We start from the raw sequence: 19488 nt of genomic DNA on the forward strand, positions 1-19488 counted from the left end.
ATTATGGCATATGACAGACCAGGCATACCTCATCATATGTTGTTTTGCGCCAGAAAGGCGGTGCATCGGGATTGCCCTTTCCTCCGTGAGGATCATGGCATGAAGTGCACTGCACACCGAAATCACCCTGAGTGGGGTACAGCCTGACATCAGGATCTGTGCCGCTGCTTTGATCTCTACCCCTTCTTATCGGCCAGTTCAGATGAAGGAGATCTGTTTCCCTGTTTCGTTCATTTACCAACGCCAGATCATAAACAATTGAAACAGGATGTCCGCCCGACAGATCTGTGCCAAGATAGCCTGCGTCTCCTTCTGTAATAAAATCCGGCGTAGTTTCTATCTGGTCTTCCTTGCTTATGACTGATCCTATGGCAACTGTTCCATCATGGCAGCTGAGGCATAATTTTGAGAACCCATCCACAGGCGGGGCCTCTTCACGTGAAGAATATGATCTCAGGGTCGGACTCCAGTAGTTGATATAATTCTGAACCTCCGTTAATGAATGATTCCACAGGGGCGAAGCAGGACTTGCATTGTGAGGAGTATGACAGAAAATGCATATGCGGGTTTCTGAGCCGGCAGATGCCGGACCGGGCCCTGTGACAGACAGATTATGTTTGGTATTGCTGATACCCGCAGTTGCATGCAGTGGACATAGCAATGTTGTAAAAATTCCCCAGAATATCAGAAAAAGATGAAAGCAATTGTGTTTGATCATACAAACTTTTTAGTGCAATTTCCGCTGTATTTGTGCATATGTTATTATAGCATTCATATCAATTCTTTTCTTTCAGATATTGAAATATCTGCACTCTTCTGTTATAGGAATCCGCGACATAAATCCTGTCCCGAGTGTCGATATACACACCGGCAGGAAGGGACATCTCTCCTTTCCTCCTGCCTGATTTGCCTACCACCAGGAGGAGTCTGCCGGTGCGATCAAAAATCTGCACATTGTCAAAGTGTGCATCAGACACGTAAATATGTCCTTCAGAATCAACCGCGACTCCCTTGGGTTTTGACAGATCACCTGTACCGTCCCCAAGCTTTCCGAACGACGATACAAAAGAGCCATTTCTATCAAAAATCTGAATGCGGAAATTGAGAGAATCGGTGACATAGATGAATCCGTCCCGCCCGGCAAAGATATGTGTTGGATAATGGAACTCACCTTTGGCGGTGCCATTTTTTCCGAACTGGAACAGGAATCTCGCATCTTTCACAGAAAATACGAGAACTTTGTGGCCGTGAGTATCGACTATGTATATTCTCTCGTCATCAATCGCGATGCCGGCAGGTCTTGCGAAATATTCGGGTGACCCTATCTCGTACAGATACTTCCCCTCCCTGTCACAGATTATGACTCTCCTGAGGAGAGAATCGCTGATGTATATATTCCCGGTTTTGTCTGCTGCGATTCCTATCGGAGAGATGAACCTGTCTTTTTGAAATGAGGCAATCTGCATAACCTGTCTGTTCAGTAGGTCAAAAACGTGAACTGAAGAACTCCCGGGGTCGGTTACATACACTCTGTTAAGGTCAGCATAGACACCATGAGGTCTCAGCATCTCCTGTGCATCTTCCTTTCCGAGAAGACTGTCAAGGGCTTTCATGAGCCAGGATTTGCTCGCACCCATATCTCTTGAGCCTGATAAGGTTTTTACCATCTGAATCCGTGGTTGCTGCGGAGGAGATGGCCAGAACAGACTTGAAGCTTGATAGTTTTTATTGATATTTTTAGTACTGTTCTCAGTGCCTGCACAGGAAACGCACAGCAAAAGAGAACAAAGCAGAACATACAGATAGCTTTTCGAACGTAATATTAAACCAGTAACTAAATACCTTGATGTCATTCCCGCAAGTGAAGCCCGTCGGAAACAATTTAGAATACATCTGCGTTTATTCAAGATCCGCAGAAGAATGCCGGACAAGCCGGAATAGCAGTATTGTATATCTTTCATCTATTCTATTTTCTCATGTTGCATCAAATTATTCTTCTAAGCTTCAGAAACAGTCTTCTTTGGTAACTTTCTCTTTTTCCATAATCTGTTTTCATAAGACGGCTCTCAAGGGTAAAGATTAATTTTCCTATCCTGTATTCTGTGTTCAATTCAATTTGATCAGTTCTCTTTGTGGGATTATTCTCAATCTTATCCCATGTTTCCTTAAATTTTATTAAAATAATAAGATTTCTGAAGAGAGGATATTGTATAGTCTCCTCGAAGAAGAATCTCCTGAGGCTTCTGGAATTTGTTTCTCCAGCAAAGAAACCGGAATGTGCTGTGATAGTTGCCCAACCAACAGGATAGGAAATGGTACCGGTAACGCTGTAACGGGTTGTTTCTAATGTTATCTTTTCTTTTTTGGGTAATTCCGGGTCAAATTCATCATCAAAAGCAGATATTCTTCTGTCTCTCTCAATGTCTGCTTTCGAAAATAACAGTTCACCCTCTATAGTCCATTGTGCTCTTGATAATCTTCTTCCTATTCCCCTTCCCCGTATGCCGGTCCTCAGCGAATGGGAAATCCTGTCTATTTTTGTCTCCCTTTTCTCCAAAGTCTCCTCATCACCGAAAAAATCTCCTTCCAGTGACGTAAAATATATTTGTTTCTCGTTAATAAGCAAAAATGAATAATTTGTGTACCATACACCGAATTTCAGTTTTCTTGTAGTTAGAATAAGTTCTACCGCATTTTGCAAGGAGTATCCGCTATCTTCATCGTCTTTATATCGTATATTGTATCTTGGTGAGAAATCGAAACCCCAAAAGGGCCTTCCATAACTCAGACTGGCAGATATCCCGTAAAAATTCGCTTTTCGGTTATTTTCCTTTCTCAGTCCGTAATTCAGTGAAAGACTGCTCCGCAGTCTATTGGTAAATCTGTAGCCCCATGTGCCGTTTACCGTGTGAATATCCTTTTTAATGTCCGTTGCAGTGACACCCTGGAGTTTTAGTCCGGGGAAGTTATATTTATATTGAGTGTAGGAATATGTATAGTACTGATCGAATATTTTTCGTTCTCTAATAAAAAGATTTGATGTGAAAGATAGAAGGCTCAGATAATCAATGTCTGTATAGCTAAAGAAATTATAAAAATCGAACCTTTTAATGATACTGGTTCTCGTATTTATACGGACATATCTTCCTTTGTAACTGGTTGCTGGGCTGGAGAAGTCTGTATACTGTGCAAAGATTTGATAACTAGTATTGAGAAACTCGAGCGAGCCTCTTACGTCAAGTGTATACGTCTCCGATTCTATTTTGCCGGATGCTCTTTCAAATTGCAGCAAATCCTGATAGAGGTGGTTATATTCAAGTCTTATTAATGGGAAATTCCGAAATCGTGAGATCCTTAGACGGGCTCCGTAATTGTACTCTGTCCAGTGAAAATCCCTATCCGCTGTTACTATCACTCCGGCGGGATCAAGGGTGTGATTTAGTTTCCTTCCAAAGATATCCAGCGAGATCGGTCTGTAGGGAAGAAAAGTGAGAGAGAAATCATACCCGATAAAATGGGATTTCCAGGTATCATCACTATAGCCAGCTAATTGGCGAAAATCATTATAAAGAACTGTAGCAGTAAAAACTGCAAGCCTTGGGTGATAAATATATCCTCCGCCATCAAGCCTGTAGTTCTGCTCAAAGTAGGATAAAGTGGATTTGAATTCTTTATCGCCTGTTGTATAAGAAGTAAAAAAATCCTTGTAAGAGAGTTCAATGAGGCCTTTGAGATAGAATCTTTTTGGATAAAGGATTGTCATCTGGGCTGAAGCTTCTGAAGGTAGTAGGAGAGAGAAATAAATACTTGACAAAAAAATAAGTATAAAGAACCTCTGATGGTTCAAAATAATCTTTTCTCCATAAATCTTTTTCCTCAGATTGTTTAAATCCCAATCACGTACTCATATTATAAAATTCGTATATAGCAATAAATAATAATATGTAAGGCAGTATCAGAAAAAAGAAGAAAAAAATTTCTTAACTAGTTCTGTTATGTAACTAGTTCTGTTATGAATACAATATAGTCACTTGATCGATACAATGCATTATTATTGCGGTTGTTTTCCGCTCACATACTGAAAAACCTGCACCCGACGGTTAAATGTATCTGTGATATATATCCTGTCTTTATTATCGATAAACAAGCCTGTGGGTAAATAGAATTCACCTGGCTTCTTGCCCGGGTTCCCCACCCACAAAAGAAGCTTTCCTTCCTCGTCGAATATCTGAAAGTTATTGAATGCGGTATCAACGACGTATATATGCCCCTCGGAATCAATGCCAATTCCCTGGGGTCTTGTAAAATACCCTGATGAATCGCCTAACCTGCCGAATTCTTTTATGTATTTCCCATCGGGATCGAATATCTGTACCCTAAAGTTGAATGAATCGACCACAAAGAGGCGGCCAGATTGGTCAAGTGCCAGATAGCTTGGAAAATTGAATTCACCTTTTTCACTGCCTCTTTCCCCGATTGTAGACATAAGACGACCATCGTTGTTAAAAACCTTTATCATGTGATTCTGTGTGTCAGCTACATAAAGTTTTTCTCTCTGTTCATCATACGCGAGACCCGCCGGATTCTTAAACTCTCCCGGGGAACCGATCGACAGCAAAAGATCCCCTGTTACTTTATTGAATGCAAAAACCTTATCGAGCCGTGAATCTGAAACAAACAGAATATTTCGCTTATTGTCTGTCGCGAGTCCTACAGGTCCGGCAATCGTTCCCATGCCCAGAAATCTGAGAGATGTCTTTTGTACGTCAAAAACAAAAATTGTGCGGATTTCCGGATCGGCTACATAAATGTTTCCTGCATTATCTACAACAACTCCGCTCGGCCTTCTTAATTTTTCGACTCTTTCCTTTCCGATTAGAAACTCCATTACCTGACTCGGTTTGCCAAAATCATACCTGTCAGACCATTGCTTCACCCATTTGATTTTTGGAGATGCGGGAGGCGGGGGCCAGACATACTCTCCGGAAGGTTTTTGTATTGAGTCAGGAACTGGAGCATTGGCAGCACATCCGAAGAGAACGGCTAAAGACAGCAATAGAAAAAAAAGATAGATTTTACGCATTATGCATTCCTCTTCCTTATTAAAGAAATTAATAGTATTTATGGCATCTTGTGCAAATGTTTGGTTGTGTAAAGAGCTTCTTGTTGTCTGAACTGTGGGGATCATGGCAGGTAACGCAGTCAAAATCCTTGCCAGGATTATCGGGGTCTATGATTTCAATTTCTTTCCCTGGATTCTTTGGATCAGGCACGCGTATTATCTTGATGGTTGATGGGTCTTTGCCCTTTACTGGGTGAATTCTTCTGCCGGGAATATTCACGATATGTTTTCCATCTGACTTGCCCACATGGCAGGTCAGACAAAGCTCTTCTATACTGCTGTTTATGAGGAGGGAAGGGTTATTGTTTGCATGCGGAGTATGACAAGAGCTGCAGCCACCTGCAGGAATAATCCCATGAACATTTTTTTTGTTGAATTGAGCCTTCTCATGACAGCTAAAACAGAGATTCGGCTGCGTTGTTTTCAGTATCCTGTCAGATTCTGAGCTATGCGGATTGTGACAGCCTGTGCACATTCCTAAATTTGTATGGCCTGACTTGCCTTTAAATTTCGATTCATCATGGCAGTTGTAACAGAGTCCCGGAACATCTTTCAAAAGAATCTTGGGATAATTTGACTGATGCGCATCATGGCATCCGGTGCACATGCCAGCCGGTATTGGCTGATGTACAGATTTCCCCTTGAATTTCGATTCATCATGGCAGCTGTAACAGAGTCCCGGCATGCTCTGGGTGAGCACGATACTGCCTTTTTGTCCTGGATGCGTCTTGCCTTCTACGGGTTTATGGCATGCTGAACAGCCGAGGGCAATCGCTGCATGCACACTTTTTGCCGGTTTCTGTAATTTTGCATGGCAGGTGATGCATGGGTTGGCCTCTGCAGCATCGGCCTGAGAGGATATGAAAGCAATAGCTGCGCACATCGCCAGATAGCAAAAGATTATCTTTATAAATCTCATCGTTTCCTCTCCATATGTAAGTTTTAACTATAATAGTTTAATCATAATACGAGAAGCTTGTCAACGTTGCTAAAGGTTATAAATGTTTTGCAACTTAAGTTGTAAAATACCGACAGAAAAGGGGAGCGCTCTGCAAAAAAACACGTTTAAAGGATGGATTGCTCTGTCACAGGTTTCTCGCAATAACGGGGATAGGTGGCAGCACAGAGACTTCCTTGGTTGTCATCGCGAAGCCGAATGTAATGAGGCTGTGGCGATCTTGCCGTTGGCATAGAAAGACGAGATTGCTTCGTCACTCCGTTCCTCGCAATGACAGAAATTAAGCCTTTGAGGATAGATTCTTTCGCACCTATGCTCCTCTCAATGATGGGGAGTCCAATGGCGGCAAAGGTTTTTTATTGCATGACCTTGGTGCCTTGTCATTGCGAGCGACCATCGGGAGCGCGGCAATCTGTCTCTATTGGCTGTCATGGCGAACGAAGCGTGGCGATCTCGCTGTTGTCATTGTACAACGAGATTGCTTCGTCGCGCTGCTCCTCGCAATGACTGGAATGGGAGGCATCACAATGGAGTCCAACTGATAGATTACTTCGTTCCTCGCAATGACAAAAGTTAGTCTTCTTGCAATGACCAGGAATAGGAGGTATCGCAATGATACGCAAAGGGGTTTTTCGGACAGGGACGGAAAGTCACATATTAGTCAGCAAAATCGTGAAGTCTTCAGAAAAGCCTTCCCCGGGGGTACGCGTTACCCCCGAGGAAGATTATGGAAAAATCTTATTTCTTAGAGCCTTTTGAAGGCAGGTCATGTACGTCGACATGGCACTGCAGGCAGTTCGGAAATTTCTTGAGGACCACTTCGCCATGCGGCTTTCCGTGGCATTCCTCACACTTTGGAATGTACTTGTGCGAGGTATGGCATTTTGCACATGCGACCTGGCCGTGCTTGCTTGCGGTTGTCTTGATCTTGTCGTTGACCGCGCTGTGGCATCCGCCGCAGACGTTGTTTGCCGTGGTGTCAGGATATTTGATGATCAGAGGTGTATGAACCGGATGGCATACCAGGCAATCCTTTACCTGCTGTTCAGGTGTGTGAGGCTTGTGGCATTCCATGCAGGAAGGGATATAGCCGTGTTTCTGGTGGTGACACTGGGCGCACTGGACTTTTGTGTGCTTGCTCGGATTCTTCTGAAGCTGCTGGCCGACCTTCGCGTGGCAGTCGCCGCACACCTTCGCGAAATCCGCGCTCATTGCCATTTGCGTCTTCGGTGCATGGGGATTGGAATGACATGATGCGCAGGCCGCAAATTTGTCTCCGTGTATCAGGCCGTGGCATGTCTTGCATTTCGGCATAATCTCATCCCAGTTCTGTTTCTTGGGATTATATGCGTGAAACTTCGTGTGACAGCTTACGCAATCGATTTTGTGCTTGCCACCTTCCTTTTTGATCTCGTTGAACACGGATGAATGGCAGCGGGCGCATTCGGCAGGAGTTAACGGCTTGACTTCCATGTCGTAAAAACTTGCCGGTTTTGCCTCTTCCTTTGGCGGGGGAGGGGCAGCTTCGGCCTTCTGCACCGGAGCAGGTTCCGGTTTTTCCGCTACAGGAGCAACTTGCTGTGATGCACATGCCATGATGGCAAACAGCAGCAGTATGCACCCTGTAATGAGTATAGTAGCTCTTTTTTTGCTCTCCATTACTTCTTCGCCTCCTTTCCTAAACTATGTGCACTTATGTGACACATGTTGCATTTCGGAAATTTCTTGATCATGCCCGGCGGATGCGGGGACCCGTGACAGGTTTCGCAGGCAGGGACATTCTTGTGTTTTTCTTTATGGCAGAACACACATGTCAGCTTTGAATGCTTCGTATCGGTGCCGTCCAGTGTGTGGGAGATGCTCTTGTGGCATGCAGCGCAGTTCTTGTTCGGCATATCAGCGCCGTAGGTGATCGTGAGCGGCTGATGCGCAGGATGACAGACCAGGCAGTCCTTGTTGACCATTTCAGGGGCATGGGCCCGGTGGCATTTCAGGCATTCAGGGACATCTCTGTGCCCCTTATGGCAGGTAGTGCAGAAAAGTTTTGAATGCCGTGTCTGATGGTCTTTCATTTCCTTCCCCTGAGTGCCGTGGCAGGAAAGACAGGGTGCGGTAAGGTTTGCAGCCAGTTTCATATCGAGCGGTGCATGGGGATTGGAGTGGCAGGTATTGCAGCCGCCGATCTCATAATGGGGTTTCCCGGCATGGCATTCGGCGCAGGCAGGGATGATTTTTTCCTTTGCGACCATCGGAGGGTGTCCCTTATGGCAGCCCAGGCAGGTGATCGCTGTCTTGTGCTTTGCTCCCTTGCTGTCCACTATCCCCTGCACGCCTGAATGGCATTTCACACAATCAGCATTTGAGAGCTGGGCTTTTTCCTGTGCAAAAACCTGATCCTGGAAGATGCCGGCAAGGCAGATCACGGTGAGCACTGCAAAGAAGAGAAGCAACAGAGAATCAGACCTTTTCTTCGTCAACAACTGCGCTAATCTCATATCTTACCCCCTTGTGTATTTTGACCAATTTGATGGAATTATCCTCTGATTACAATCAGTAACAATATATTACTGTCTAATGTGAAAATATTTAATCAGCATACACTTATATCATCTTTTTGATTTTTCTGTCAAGGGAAAAATGACAGCCAAATCAGACCGAAAGCTATGCGGAGGTGCCTTTATTCGATGCTGATTTCTCATATTCCACAGGCCTGCATGACGGGATTGCTTCGGACTATGCCCTCGCAATGACAAAAGTGCTTGCATGACGAGATTGCTTCGTCACTCCATTCCTCGCAATGACAAAAGTGCTTGCATGACGGGATTGCTTCGGACTATGCCCTCGCAATGACAAAAGTGCTTGAACGACGAGATTGCTTCGTCACTCCATTCCTCGCAATGACCTTTTTGTGTCGTCATCGCGAGCGAAGCGTGGCGATCTCGCTGTTGGCGTTGAACGGCGAGATTGCTTCGGGCTATGCCTTCGCAATGACGGGAATAGGAGGTATCGCAATAATGCGCAACGTGTTTTCCAGCATAGCTTTTTTGTTTGTCATTGCGAGCGACCAGCGGGAGCGCGGCAATCTGTCTTTTTTGGGCTGTCATCGCGAGCTGGAGGCGTGGCGATCCCGTTGTTAGCTTTGGACGATGAGATTGCTTCGTCGCTCTGCTCCTCGCAATGACGGAAGGGCTTGAACGGAGAGATTGCTTCGTCGCTCTGCTCCTCGCAATGACGGAAAGGGTCATTGAAGTGAATTCCATAGTCGTCATCGCGAGCTGGAAGCGTGGCGATCTCGCTGTATCAATAACTATGTTGACAGTGTAAAGTGTAATCGTTGCCTGAGACACATCAATAGCCGTAAGAATGCAGGAGATCCAGTCGTTTCCGGGCAATGTCGTTTCCCGGGTCTATTTCCAGCGCTTTTACAAAAGCCTGTTTTGCATTCGGATAATTGCGGCTTGCCAGCAGCGCCTCGCCCATCGTGAGATGATAATTTACATTCCATCCGTAATCCTGTGCTTTCAGGCCTGCTTCCACAGCCACTTCGTTCCAGAGCCATTCCTTCGGCATGCCGAACCGCTGTATCAGCTCTTCATTTGCAGGCGCCTGTTTTACGAATATCAGGGAGATGTTGTCCATGAATACGAGATGCCATTCCGGATCATTCAGGAGCGCAGGAATAAGGGGGACAAGCCGTCCGGTGAAATTCCCTACAGAGAAGGTCAGAATGAAATCGACATTATACGCATTCAGCATGGCCTTCCATTCCGGGATTCCCTCGAACTTTTTCGGGGATGCCTCCAGAATCCTGACTTCCTGGAAAAACACCTCTCCTATTAATCCCCTTCCGTCCAGAAAGACCCTGTAATCCGGATAGAGTTCCCATATCAGGTATCCTCCCCAGACATACGGGTTGAACATATTCCCCGATATCCTGTGTGCCTTGAGAAATTTTGCCGCCCCTTCCGGGTATTTGTTGGCCCTTATGCCATTCTTGAAGAGGTCGGCATTATTAATCAGGATAACAAGCGCGACCGAAAGGATGATGGTAGCGGGCAGGGCAGCTTTTTCCCCTATAGCCCTCATTTTCACGGATATTTCATTTTGCAGGGGGCGCCTGAGAATGCCCGGCGCATACCGGGCGGTCAGAAGGAGAGCCAGGGGCACAAAAAAGGGGATCAGCCGTGATGCGTACAGGCTCATGAAGGCAAAGCCGGTGAATAGCGCGGCAACAGTGAGGTCAAATTTGTTCAGGTGCAGCAGCAGAAGCAGGAAACCCAGTGCCAGCAGGAAAAAATAGATCATGAACTGAGGTTCATAAAAACCTGCGCGTATCAGGGAAACAGGCGACATTGCTTCGATAATCATGCCTTTATATGCTCCGCTCTCAAGCTCAAAGAGAAACGGGACGACCTTGTACGTATTCGGGTTAATGAGCGAGGCGAGAATAGCGGTTACGCCAGTCACTATAAAAAATTTGTATGCCCGTGCAGGAAGGGAAGGGCCGAGTTTTTTTGAAAACAGCTTGAGACTTTCGGACGAGAGGTATGCCAGCAGGATCACGATCCCAAGGATAAACCCGCCGTGCATATTTGCCCACATGAGCATGATAAAGGGGATGGGGGCGAGATAAAAAAGGACGGAGATGCGGAAGTGCCGGCAGAAAAACGAGACTCGTTGAGACCCGTTGAGATTCAGGGGTTCCCGGGATTGCGCGGGACCGGTTGAGACCGCTGTTACCCTGCGGAAGCCTTCGAGCAGGAATATGAGGAGAAAAGAGAAAAGAAAGGAAAAGAGCTGGGGCCTCTCCCCCATGAACGTACGGAACAGCATCACTGCCGGAACAAGAAAGACAAGGGAGAGCGCAACGCCAATCCCTTCCCTCCTGATGGCCCGGTATATCAGGAACATCAGCAGGGTGAGGATGGCAGCCCTAAGGTAAATGATCCCCTGGAAACTGAAAAGCGCATATGTCTGGGAGAAGAGAATCTGTGCAAGCCAGTACTGGGTGAGAATAAACCTGATCCTTTCCGATTCCGGATTCACAGGGTCCTTCTGCAGCGATGTGTAGGCAAACGGGTCTGTTTCGGGCAGAGCCCCTTTCTGGTAAATATATTCACCTGTTTTCAGATGCCACCAGAAGTCCGGGTCCCGTATCTCGGCAGAGAAAAGACCGAAGATGAGAATGAAGAGGAGGGTAAGAAATATATACCGGGTGATTCTGCGCATCATGCGAATTGCCACTCCCTGGGACTGATTGAGATACATAAAGATACACAGATAGAGAGAGAGACACTTGGAGATACATGGAGACACACGGAATCACATGGAGATTTATGGAAACACACAGAGATGCATGGAGATACACGGAGATTCATAGAGCTTTTCTTAGATTCCTTGTGGAATTAATTACCCAAATCCAGTGATACGTATAATCATTGCGAGTGCAGTTGCAAGGGCACAGCACGACACAATATAGAGCTAATGAGGCGTTTCCTGTCCCTGCGAGGAGCCCCTTTTCTGTCATTGCGATGCCCCCTGTTCTATCATTGCGAGGGCGCAGCCTGAAGCAATCTTGTCGTTCCATGCCAAAAACGAGATCGCCACGCTCCGCTCGCGATGACAGCCCTAAAAAAGCAATTGCGGAAAACACGGTGCGTATCGTTGCGAGTCCCTCTTTTCCTGTCATTGCGAGGAACAGAGTGACGAAGCAATCTCTTCGTTCAAGCCCTTCTGTCATTGCGATGCCCCCTGTTCTATCATTGCGAGGGCACAGCCTGAAGCAATCTCTTCGTTTTGCCCTAATCCGTCATTGCGAGGAACAGAGTAACGAAGCAATCCCGTCCCATGCCAACAGCCAGATTGCCACGCACCTTTTATGTGCTCGCAATGCCCCGTATGCCAAACTCGTGAATTGGTTATCGCTGGATCTGGGAACTATATTTTTCAACTTAACAAACAATTCCTGAATATCCTGAAGCACATTATCTATATTATCACTTCTCTTCATTCTCCATCTATCTCAATAAATCTCAACGTATCTCAAGGCATCTCTATCATCTCTATCAGTTGTCAGGGCTCTTCAGTTGAATCCTTGGCTCCTTTGCCCCTTGAATCCTCGGTTTTTTCCAGTTCTTTCATCACCAGATTGATCAGTACGGGGATATTCTTCTCCATCAGCGGCGAAAGTTCCATGCTGGCGTTAAGGCTTTCCGGCTCAATGCCATAGAAAATGATTTCCGGGGGTTTGGTGCCCAAAAAGGAGGTAATCTGCACCACATCAGTGAAATCAATGCCGTGGGCTGAGCGCATTACCCCCTTTTTCCCGGCAAGGTCTTTATCGGTAAAACGGAACAGGGTTCCCGGTGGCGCATCTGCCTTTACCGCATCTACCACAATGACCTTTTTCCTTCCCTCGATACAGTATACGAGGTCAAGACCGCCAGTGCCACCGTCAATCACTTCGACATCAGGAGGCAGAGACATTTGCTTCATTTTTTCGGCCACACGGACGCCGATTCCTTCATCGGTGAGAAGGATGTTGCCGATGCCGAGGACGAGAATTGGTTTCAAAGGTTGTTCCATAGCATGGTTATACCTTTCTGTCTTTAATATTGAGACAACGGGATTGCTTCGTCATTTCATTCCTCGCAATGACGGAACAGGTGGCATCGCAATGACTCCCATAGTCGTCATCGCGAGCCGGAGGCGTGGCGATCTCGCTGTTGTTCTGAAGTATGAGATTGCTTCGTCACTTTGTTCCTCGCAATGACGGAATAGGTGGCATCGCAATGACTCCCATAGTCGTCATCGCGAGCCGGAGGCGTGGCGATCTCGTTGTTGGCGTTGAACGACGGGATTGCTTCGTCATTTCATTCCTCGCAATGACGGAACAGGTGGCATCGCAATGACTCCCATAGTCGTCATCGCGAGCGAAGCGTGGCGATCTCGCTGTTGTTCTGAAGTATGAGATTGCTTCGTCACTTTGTTCCTCGCAATGACGGAATAGGCGAATGCAAAGATGGCACAAGGTTGTTATTGCATGACCTTGGTGCCTTGTCATTGCGAGCGACCAGCGGGAGCACGGCAATCTGTTTTTTTTAGGGTTGTCATCGCGAGCGGAGCGTGGCGATCTCATCAACAGTGAATGCCTGTAATCCTCATAATTCATCATATAAATCCTTCCATCCAGGATTTACCGAATTCACCAATTCAAATTTCTTCTTTCTCGATCCACCCTTGATTTGCTTTTCGCGCTGAATCGCATTGAGAGAATCCATGAACACTTCATAATACACAAGTTTTGTAACATTGTAGTTTCTTGTAAACCCTTTGATCACCTTTTCCCTGTGCTCGAAGACTCTTTTCTTCAGGTTGTTTGTCATGCCTGTATAAAGGACACTGTTGTTTTTGTTCGACATTATGTACACGTAAAAATAAGTGTCCATATGACATTATGTCATCAATGAGAGACGTGAAGCAACCCAAAACGACGAGATTGCTTCGGGCTATGCCCTCGCAATGACGGTATAGGTGGCATCGCAATGACTCCCATAGTCGTCATCGCGAGCGGAGCGTGGCGATCTCGTTGTTGGCGTTAAAGTATGAGATTGCTTCGTCATTCCATTCCTCGCAATGACGGGTATAGGGGGACTCGCAATGACGGGTATAGGGGGACTCGCAATGACGGGTATAGGGGGACTCGCAGTGACGGGTATAGGGGGACTCGCAGTGCAGGGAAATGGCGTATGTAAACCGTGAAATGGCGAGTGTAATGACAAAATTGCGGTTCTTTTATGTGCTTTCGGTAGTGCATGGGCGTAATGTCCGGTATCCCTTCAATGCACATATCCACTCGCCAAAAAAAAGGGGAGGTCATCCCTCCCCTTTAAAAGGCCTTAGCCTTAGCCTACTCGACTTTTTCGATATTTGCCGGCCTTCCGTCAGGACCGATAGCAAATTTCAGCTTCTCTTTGCCGTCAGGACCCACGACGTGTACTGCGCAGGCGATACAGCAGTCAAACGGATGAACGAGCCTGAGAATATTCAGGACCTTTTCTTCATCAGTTGTGCCGATGTAGGAGCCAACTAGTGACTGTTCCACAGGACCAGAAGTGCCGTTGTTGTCCTTCGGAGAGAAGTTCCATGTGGAAGGAACGACACACTGATATTTCGCGACCTTGCGGCCTTCGATCTTGATCCAGTGGCCCAATGCACCTCTCGGCGCCTCGCAGAGGCCAACGCCTGTGCTGATCATCTTCGAGATCTTCTTGTAGGTGAATGCTTGGCCGTTATCGACGAGCGCGCCGTTCCAGACAGCGCAGGCATCAGCAAGCAGTTTTGCCTCCAATGCCCGTGCAGCGTGCCTTCCGAGAGTGCTGATAAGGTCACTTACTGGTCTGTTTAGACCACCTCCAGTTCCTCCCATAACAGCGTTAATCAGTGTCCGAACGCTGTAAGGACTTCCGCCCGAAATACCGAAGTTTGTCATGAAGGTATTTGTGACCGTTTGTCCAGTATCACTCGAGAGGTAGGATACAAACATGCGGGCCAGTGGACCGACTTCAAGGACCTGTGCGGCTGTACCATATCTCGGAGCCTTGAGCCAGCTGTACTGTGCATCTGCAGAAGACTTCATGTTCGGGACGGTCACACCGTCAAACGGATGGCGTCCATTGGTCTTAAGCACCGCATCCAGCGCGGGATAATCGTACCAGGAATTACCGACATGCTCCACAATATTGGCCTGATCAAACGCACCTACGCTTGTACTTGCTGATGTCGCAATGCCTCTCTTGATGAGCAGGACATTACCAGTAGCGTTCATCGGGAAATCGCCATAGGAGAGGAAATTCCCGCAACCAAACCCCTGAGTCCAGAAAGAAACAAAGTTCGGAGTGGTTGATGTTGCGACCGTCACCACATTCGGTATGTAGGTGTTGTCGATAAAGTCCCTGATCTGGTTCAGAATGTTAGTGAATTTAGTCTTTGTTTCTGTCAGATTGAACGGACCCCATGCATCGTAATCAGTCCCTACCTGATAAGGATTCGGATACGTTGTAGAGGTAAGGGTTGATACGCCACCGGGAATGATCGCGTTCTGGATCGGATGTCTGCCGCTGAATAAAGCACTTGCCGTATGCGCCAGTCTCCTCATTTTGAGTGCCGTTACATAATTCACAATGAGCGCCTGTCCAAGAACAGAGCTGCCTGCAATGAGATCTGAAGTGGTATAGGACGGAGTCCATGGTGACATGTTCACAAGACCTGTCGAGAAGTTGATGAAGTCCGGTGCAGACAGATGGTAGAAGTGGGTAATGTGGGACATGACCGTATCCATTCCATGAATGATGTTCCTGATCAATCTTCCATTCGTTGGGATAAGATACGTATTGTACGGAGCCGTATTGTCAATATCTCCATCTGAAGTATTTTTTCCGGAATCAGTAACATACCCTAATGCATTGTCTAAGCTTCTAACTGAAGCTAACCCATGTGCGGTGGGTCAAACCGCTCATATACGCTGGGCAATGACGGGTGCATCCCTCGGATCCCTCCTGTTCATGATGAGTTCGAAGCCCCTGAACAGATTGCCTGTACATTTTGCACTGGTAATAGTGCCGGCAGTCTCTGAAACAACCACTTTCAAATGTCCTTCAATCCGGCTTACAGGATCAATCGTAATTGTTGCCATATTTCTTTACACCTCCTTCCTTAGATAAATGTATAGAATTTTCCGACTTTGTCGGGGAACGTAGGCTCAGTGCAGCCATGGCAGTTGCCTCTGCTTCCTACGCACCAGTTAACACCATACTGTTCGGCTGTATCTGTATTCCATCTTCTGCGGGAACAGTCAGCCTTCGTCTTCCTTCCCTTGCAACCGAGAATTCCGAGACATCCGAGGGCATCAGACTTCCATTTCTCCCTTCCGAGTCTCTTGCTGTCGCCGGTTGGCCACCTGTAACTGTAGTCCGCATCGCCGGTGTAATTAATGTTCGGCGGGTAGGTGCCAGGAGGACCACCTACGCCAGGTGTAGTCCAGTAAGCTGGATCAGTATTTGGTGGAATTGGTGTGCCGGTCCATGGAGTGGTATACGGATCGGTATTGAGCGCCTTTTTCGGAATATTGTTATACCTCCATGGGCATGGCCCAGCGTTACACTGGTATTCACGATACCCATAATCCAACGGACGGCGATAGTTGGTCAGTGTTGGAATCGCAGCCGCAAGCCTTGCTTTAACACCATCTATGTCGCCATTATTGATTAAGTCTATCACTGGCTGTAATCCGCCGAGGGTACTTACGATATGGGCGATGGTGCCGACGATCCAGTCCGCATGTGGAGGACAGCCCGGAATGTTGATCGTTGCCTGTTCAATGGGCATTCCCAGAATGTTTGTCACCGGAGCAGCATCTACGCCAAGACTATTGTCGAGCAGCGCACCAGCTCCGTATGTGGCTCCCTTATACAGCGCACCCCTTGCATCTGTGGCATTTCCCCTTGCTCCCGGAATTCCTCCGAAGGACGCACAGGTGCCTACCGCAAGGACCGCGAGGGCATGTCTTGCAAGACGGCGTGCATTATAGAGCATGGTCTCATTGCTACCTCCGGTCAAATCGCCGACATGGCAAAAATCTCCGCGTGCTCTTCCGGTACCTTCAGGCGACGCGCACTGGATAGCACCCTCAAGCACAAGGACATACGGCAAATTGACTGATGCGGGATTAGCACCAGGAACCAATGCGTTATACAAAGACTCAACATAGGCTACTGATGATTTGGGTCCTGCGACTGTGCCAATCTCTGAACCGGCAGCGGTCATGATGGTCTTGTGGTATTTGAGGTCGAGGGTGTTGATCAGCAGATCGTCCGCCGTGGTGTAGAAAACGGAATTCAGCAAGCTCACGGAACAGCCGGTACATGCTGCGCCATCGAGCCAGATAACGGGTATACCGCCGCTCAGATAATCCTTCGCAAGCGCTTCATCGAGCTTCATTAATGTTGATGCCGAGAGCCCGAGCGCGCCTGCTGCAACGGAGCAGTATTTCAAAAACTCTCTACGAGTAATACGAAGCATATTTCTTATCCCTCCTTTCCATTCTTATTCACGTGATGCGAATTTAGTCTCTGCACTTTTTCAAAGAGACTTTTTTGGTTCGGTTTCATGTCTTTCTTTTTCTCTCCGGAGAGTGGCTGGGTAAAACTGTACCAGGCACCTGCTACCTGCCTGAACGTGTCCTTCGACACCATCTCTCTGAAAAGCTCTCTTCGTGTTAATAATTTTTTGCCAGATTCCATCAACTATAACCTGTTCACATGGCAATCTGCGCACATCTTCGATCCGGAGTTATCGGATCTCAGGAAAAACACCTGCGAACCGACTGATTTGCCTCCAACCATCTGCTTGCCGGGATATGCCACGGTATCATGGACAGCATGGCATGTTGAGCACTCAAACTGATCAGTTGCTGCAGTGGTATCTGCACCGTATAACGGATACTTAGCACCGTTTGCTCCGAGAATCCAGTACCTCCATGGTGCTGTAGGACACTGGGTCGCGATAGGAAAACCGTTGTTGTCCTGAAGGTTATCCCTGCTCGGATCATACGTGAAGCTGATCGGATGCTCATTGCTGAGGTCCATGTCAAGCATTGCCCAGAAAGTCGGGTTCATCTCGTAATCGTAATTCTCATTTGAGTGAGAGCCCGGCCCGGGATAGTTCACAAGTGAACTGAATACGCCGTTATGGCATACCAGACAAAGTGATGAGGGTTCCGCAGGACCTGATTGCGCATCCACGGCCATATCGAAGGACGGGCTTCTGTACATGGTGTATGACTGAGGGCCCTGATCCCTGTTCCAGAGCGGATACTGTCCTGTACCTGAGTGCGGTGAATGACACATTGCGCAGGGCTCAAGACCGGCCTCACCGGTGATCACCTGCACATCATGCGGAGTTCCATAGATTCCGGGGGTTCCACCTTCTCTTGCCCAGAGGAATGTGACAAGACCCAAAATCAGTGTAAGTGCAGTTACGAGCACTAAGGTTTTCTTCATTGTTTTTTCACCTCCATCTTTTTAAAATATTGTTTTACAGCCAACTGCTGATACTTCAAACCGAAGTCCCTTGCGCTCTGTGAAATATACGAGAGCGCCAATTTGCTCTTTATCCTCACCTCCTTTCGCTGAAGATGCCGGAAAGCCTGATGATGCTAATGATGATCGGTTCCGCATGAGGAGCCTGGTGACGGATGCAACGCATAGTGGAAAAGACGGTTGTCGTTGGCGATAACAGGCTTTCGGATCTGGTTTTTCTCAAAGCTCCCTCCCTCCTCTGGAGTACCTGAGCTTTATGCCCATAAATTTGCTGCCCTGATGTCCTGTAATTATTCTGAGGCTGGTTTTTCTGCTCTGACTAAATTTTATACCCATACATAATATCATTGCAATGACAAAAAGGTTTGAATTCGCAAGTCTAAAGGTTGTAATTCTAATTAATACTAAAGTTTACAAAGCACTAAACTTTAGTATTATATTCAGAGATTTTATGCGAATAAAGGGCAAGCTGGAGCCTGTCTGAAACCCCGATTTTTTTATAAATCCTGTTACAGTGGGACTTCACCGTCTGTTCACTGATATGGAGTTTCTGGGCAATCTCCTTGTTTCTGTACCCCTGGCAGACGAGAAGGACGATTTCTTTCTCTCTTTTGGCCAATGTCGTCTTTTTCTCCTGATTTCTCATGGAATTGATGATTTTCATGAGGGCATTCCGGTCGAGCCAGAGTTCTCCTGACTTGACCGCCTTCAGCGCTTTTTTCAGTAGAACCGAATCGGCGCTCGGGGGGAGAATTCCCACAACCCCCCTGAGAATCAGGTCTTTCAGATGCTTATTGGTCATGTGGCGTATCATCCGGTCGCCGATAAGAAGAATTTTCAGGCGGGATAATGTTGTATAGTCGTCCGGAAGATTCCAGAGGACGTCAAGATCAGAATTGTAGTCGGCGAGTATCACATCAGGCTTCATTTGAGAAAGCCAGTCAGTGTCTTTCCTTGTATCGGGGCTGACAGGAAACACCCCGATTATTTCAATATCGCGCTCATCTTCGAGAAGTTTTTTGAGGCCCTCGCCGAAAATTGTATTGCTGCACCCTATGAAAAGTCTCAACGCCATTAAATGTAATTATACCTGATTATCCCCAATCGGGCAAAAAGAATTGCAAATATTTACTATTCTCAAATCCAGCGACAGAAATAGTCATTGCAAGCGACAGAAGGAAGGGATTGCTTCGTCACTTTGCTCCTCGCAATGACCTTTTTGTGTCGTCATTGCGAGCGACCAGCGGGAGCGCGGCAATCTGTCTTTGGTCGTCATCGCGAGCCGGAGGCGTGGCGATCTCGCTGTTGGC

General features: G+C 47.0%; 17 protein-coding genes. All 17 read right to left on the bottom strand.

Annotated elements, in window-relative coordinates; all coding sequences use genetic code 11:
* Position 1 precedes the first annotated feature (1 nt).
* Positions 2-421, bottom strand: a complete 420-nt coding sequence (locus tag AB1552_10620; protein ID MEW6054221.1) for a cytochrome c3 family protein — start codon at positions 419-421, stop codon at positions 2-4.
* Positions 422-776: 355 nt separating this feature from the next.
* Positions 777-1667, bottom strand: a complete 891-nt coding sequence (locus tag AB1552_10625; protein MEW6054222.1) for a 6-bladed beta-propeller — start codon at positions 1665-1667, stop codon at positions 777-779.
* Positions 1668-1984: 317 nt separating this feature from the next.
* On the bottom strand, positions 1985-3847 hold the full coding sequence (locus tag AB1552_10630) for a hypothetical protein (GenBank protein MEW6054223.1): 1863 nt from the start codon (positions 3845-3847) through the stop codon (positions 1985-1987).
* Positions 3848-4051: 204 nt separating this feature from the next.
* Positions 4052-5083, bottom strand: a complete 1032-nt coding sequence (locus tag AB1552_10635) for a 6-bladed beta-propeller (GenBank protein MEW6054224.1) — start codon at positions 5081-5083, stop codon at positions 4052-4054.
* Positions 5084-5111: 28 nt separating this feature from the next.
* Positions 5112-6041: a cytochrome c3 family protein gene (locus AB1552_10640; GenBank protein ID MEW6054225.1), complete on the bottom strand. Its 930-nt coding sequence runs from the start codon at positions 6039-6041 to the stop codon at positions 5112-5114.
* A gap of 777 nt (positions 6042-6818) precedes the next feature.
* A complete protein-coding gene (locus AB1552_10645; protein MEW6054226.1) occupies positions 6819-7739 on the bottom strand; it encodes a cytochrome C in 921 nt (306 codons plus the stop codon).
* Positions 7739-8575: a cytochrome C gene (locus tag AB1552_10650; protein MEW6054227.1), complete on the bottom strand. Its 837-nt coding sequence runs from the start codon at positions 8573-8575 to the stop codon at positions 7739-7741. The genes AB1552_10645 and AB1552_10650 overlap by 1 nt, the downstream gene beginning before the upstream one ends.
* Before the next feature lie 853 nt (positions 8576-9428).
* Positions 9429-11312, bottom strand: coding sequence for a hypothetical protein (locus tag AB1552_10655; GenBank protein MEW6054228.1), 1884 nt, complete (start codon positions 11310-11312; stop codon positions 9429-9431).
* Positions 11313-12152: 840 nt separating this feature from the next.
* The gene (locus tag AB1552_10660; GenBank protein ID MEW6054229.1) at positions 12153-12665 is read right to left on the bottom strand and encodes a HyaD/HybD family hydrogenase maturation endopeptidase; all 513 of its coding nucleotides are present in this window, start codon (positions 12663-12665) and stop codon (positions 12153-12155) included.
* Between the two features lie 575 nt (positions 12666-13240).
* The gene (locus AB1552_10665) at positions 13241-13528 is read right to left on the bottom strand and encodes a GIY-YIG nuclease family protein (GenBank protein ID MEW6054230.1); all 288 of its coding nucleotides are present in this window, start codon (positions 13526-13528) and stop codon (positions 13241-13243) included.
* A 461-nt stretch (positions 13529-13989) separates the two neighbouring features.
* Positions 13990-15495, bottom strand: coding sequence for a nickel-dependent hydrogenase large subunit (locus tag AB1552_10670; GenBank protein MEW6054231.1), 1506 nt, complete (start codon positions 15493-15495; stop codon positions 13990-13992).
* 99 nt (positions 15496-15594) lie between these two features.
* Positions 15595-15774 carry a hypothetical protein gene (locus AB1552_10675; GenBank protein MEW6054232.1) on the bottom strand — a complete coding sequence of 60 codons (180 nt, stop codon included), beginning with the start codon at positions 15772-15774 and terminating at the stop codon, positions 15595-15597.
* A 20-nt stretch (positions 15775-15794) separates the two neighbouring features.
* Positions 15795-17159 carry a twin-arginine translocation signal domain-containing protein gene (locus tag AB1552_10680; GenBank protein ID MEW6054233.1) on the bottom strand — a complete coding sequence of 455 codons (1365 nt, stop codon included), beginning with the start codon at positions 17157-17159 and terminating at the stop codon, positions 15795-15797.
* Positions 17160-17164: 5 nt separating this feature from the next.
* The gene (locus AB1552_10685) at positions 17165-17380 is read right to left on the bottom strand and encodes a hypothetical protein (GenBank protein ID MEW6054234.1); all 216 of its coding nucleotides are present in this window, start codon (positions 17378-17380) and stop codon (positions 17165-17167) included.
* Between the two features lie 3 nt (positions 17381-17383).
* Positions 17384-18139 carry a hypothetical protein gene (locus AB1552_10690; GenBank protein MEW6054235.1) on the bottom strand — a complete coding sequence of 252 codons (756 nt, stop codon included), beginning with the start codon at positions 18137-18139 and terminating at the stop codon, positions 17384-17386.
* A gap of 115 nt (positions 18140-18254) precedes the next feature.
* Positions 18255-18401 carry a hypothetical protein gene (locus AB1552_10695; GenBank protein MEW6054236.1) on the bottom strand — a complete coding sequence of 49 codons (147 nt, stop codon included), beginning with the start codon at positions 18399-18401 and terminating at the stop codon, positions 18255-18257.
* Positions 18402-18599: 198 nt separating this feature from the next.
* A complete protein-coding gene (locus AB1552_10700) occupies positions 18600-19253 on the bottom strand; it encodes a response regulator transcription factor (protein ID MEW6054237.1) in 654 nt (217 codons plus the stop codon).
* Positions 19254-19488 lie beyond the last annotated feature (235 nt).

Source organism: Nitrospirota bacterium (assembly GCA_040754395.1).
Classification (GTDB): Bacteria; Nitrospirota; Thermodesulfovibrionia; order Thermodesulfovibrionales; family SM23-35; genus JBFMCL01.

Excerpts from the sequence above, each read along its gene's own strand:
- AB1552_10700 (MEW6054237.1), bottom strand. The coding sequence starts at position 19,253 with ATGGCGTTGAGACTTTTCATAGGGTGCAGCAATACAATTTTCGGCGAG.
- AB1552_10685 (MEW6054234.1), bottom strand. The coding sequence starts at position 17,380 with ATGGAATCTGGCAAAAAATTATTAACACGAAGAGAGCTTTTCAGAGAG.
- AB1552_10625 (MEW6054222.1), bottom strand. The coding sequence starts at position 1,667 with ATGGTAAAAACCTTATCAGGCTCAAGAGATATGGGTGCGAGCAAATCC.
- AB1552_10690 (MEW6054235.1), bottom strand. The coding sequence starts at position 18,139 with ATGAAGAAAACCTTAGTGCTCGTAACTGCACTTACACTGATTTTGGGT.
- AB1552_10655 (MEW6054228.1), bottom strand. The coding sequence starts at position 11,312 with ATGATGCGCAGAATCACCCGGTATATATTTCTTACCCTCCTCTTCATT.
- AB1552_10650 (MEW6054227.1), bottom strand. The coding sequence starts at position 8,575 with ATGAGATTAGCGCAGTTGTTGACGAAGAAAAGGTCTGATTCTCTGTTG.
- AB1552_10645 (MEW6054226.1), bottom strand. The coding sequence starts at position 7,739 with ATGGAGAGCAAAAAAAGAGCTACTATACTCATTACAGGGTGCATACTG.
- AB1552_10635 (MEW6054224.1), bottom strand. The coding sequence starts at position 5,083 with ATGCGTAAAATCTATCTTTTTTTTCTATTGCTGTCTTTAGCCGTTCTC.
- AB1552_10660 (MEW6054229.1), bottom strand. The coding sequence starts at position 12,665 with ATGGAACAACCTTTGAAACCAATTCTCGTCCTCGGCATCGGCAACATC.
- AB1552_10675 (MEW6054232.1), bottom strand. The coding sequence starts at position 15,774 with ATGGCAACAATTACGATTGATCCTGTAAGCCGGATTGAAGGACATTTG.
- AB1552_10640 (MEW6054225.1), bottom strand. The coding sequence starts at position 6,041 with ATGAGATTTATAAAGATAATCTTTTGCTATCTGGCGATGTGCGCAGCT.
- AB1552_10665 (MEW6054230.1), bottom strand. The coding sequence starts at position 13,528 with ATGGACACTTATTTTTACGTGTACATAATGTCGAACAAAAACAACAGT.
- AB1552_10680 (MEW6054233.1), bottom strand. The coding sequence starts at position 17,159 with ATGCTTCGTATTACTCGTAGAGAGTTTTTGAAATACTGCTCCGTTGCA.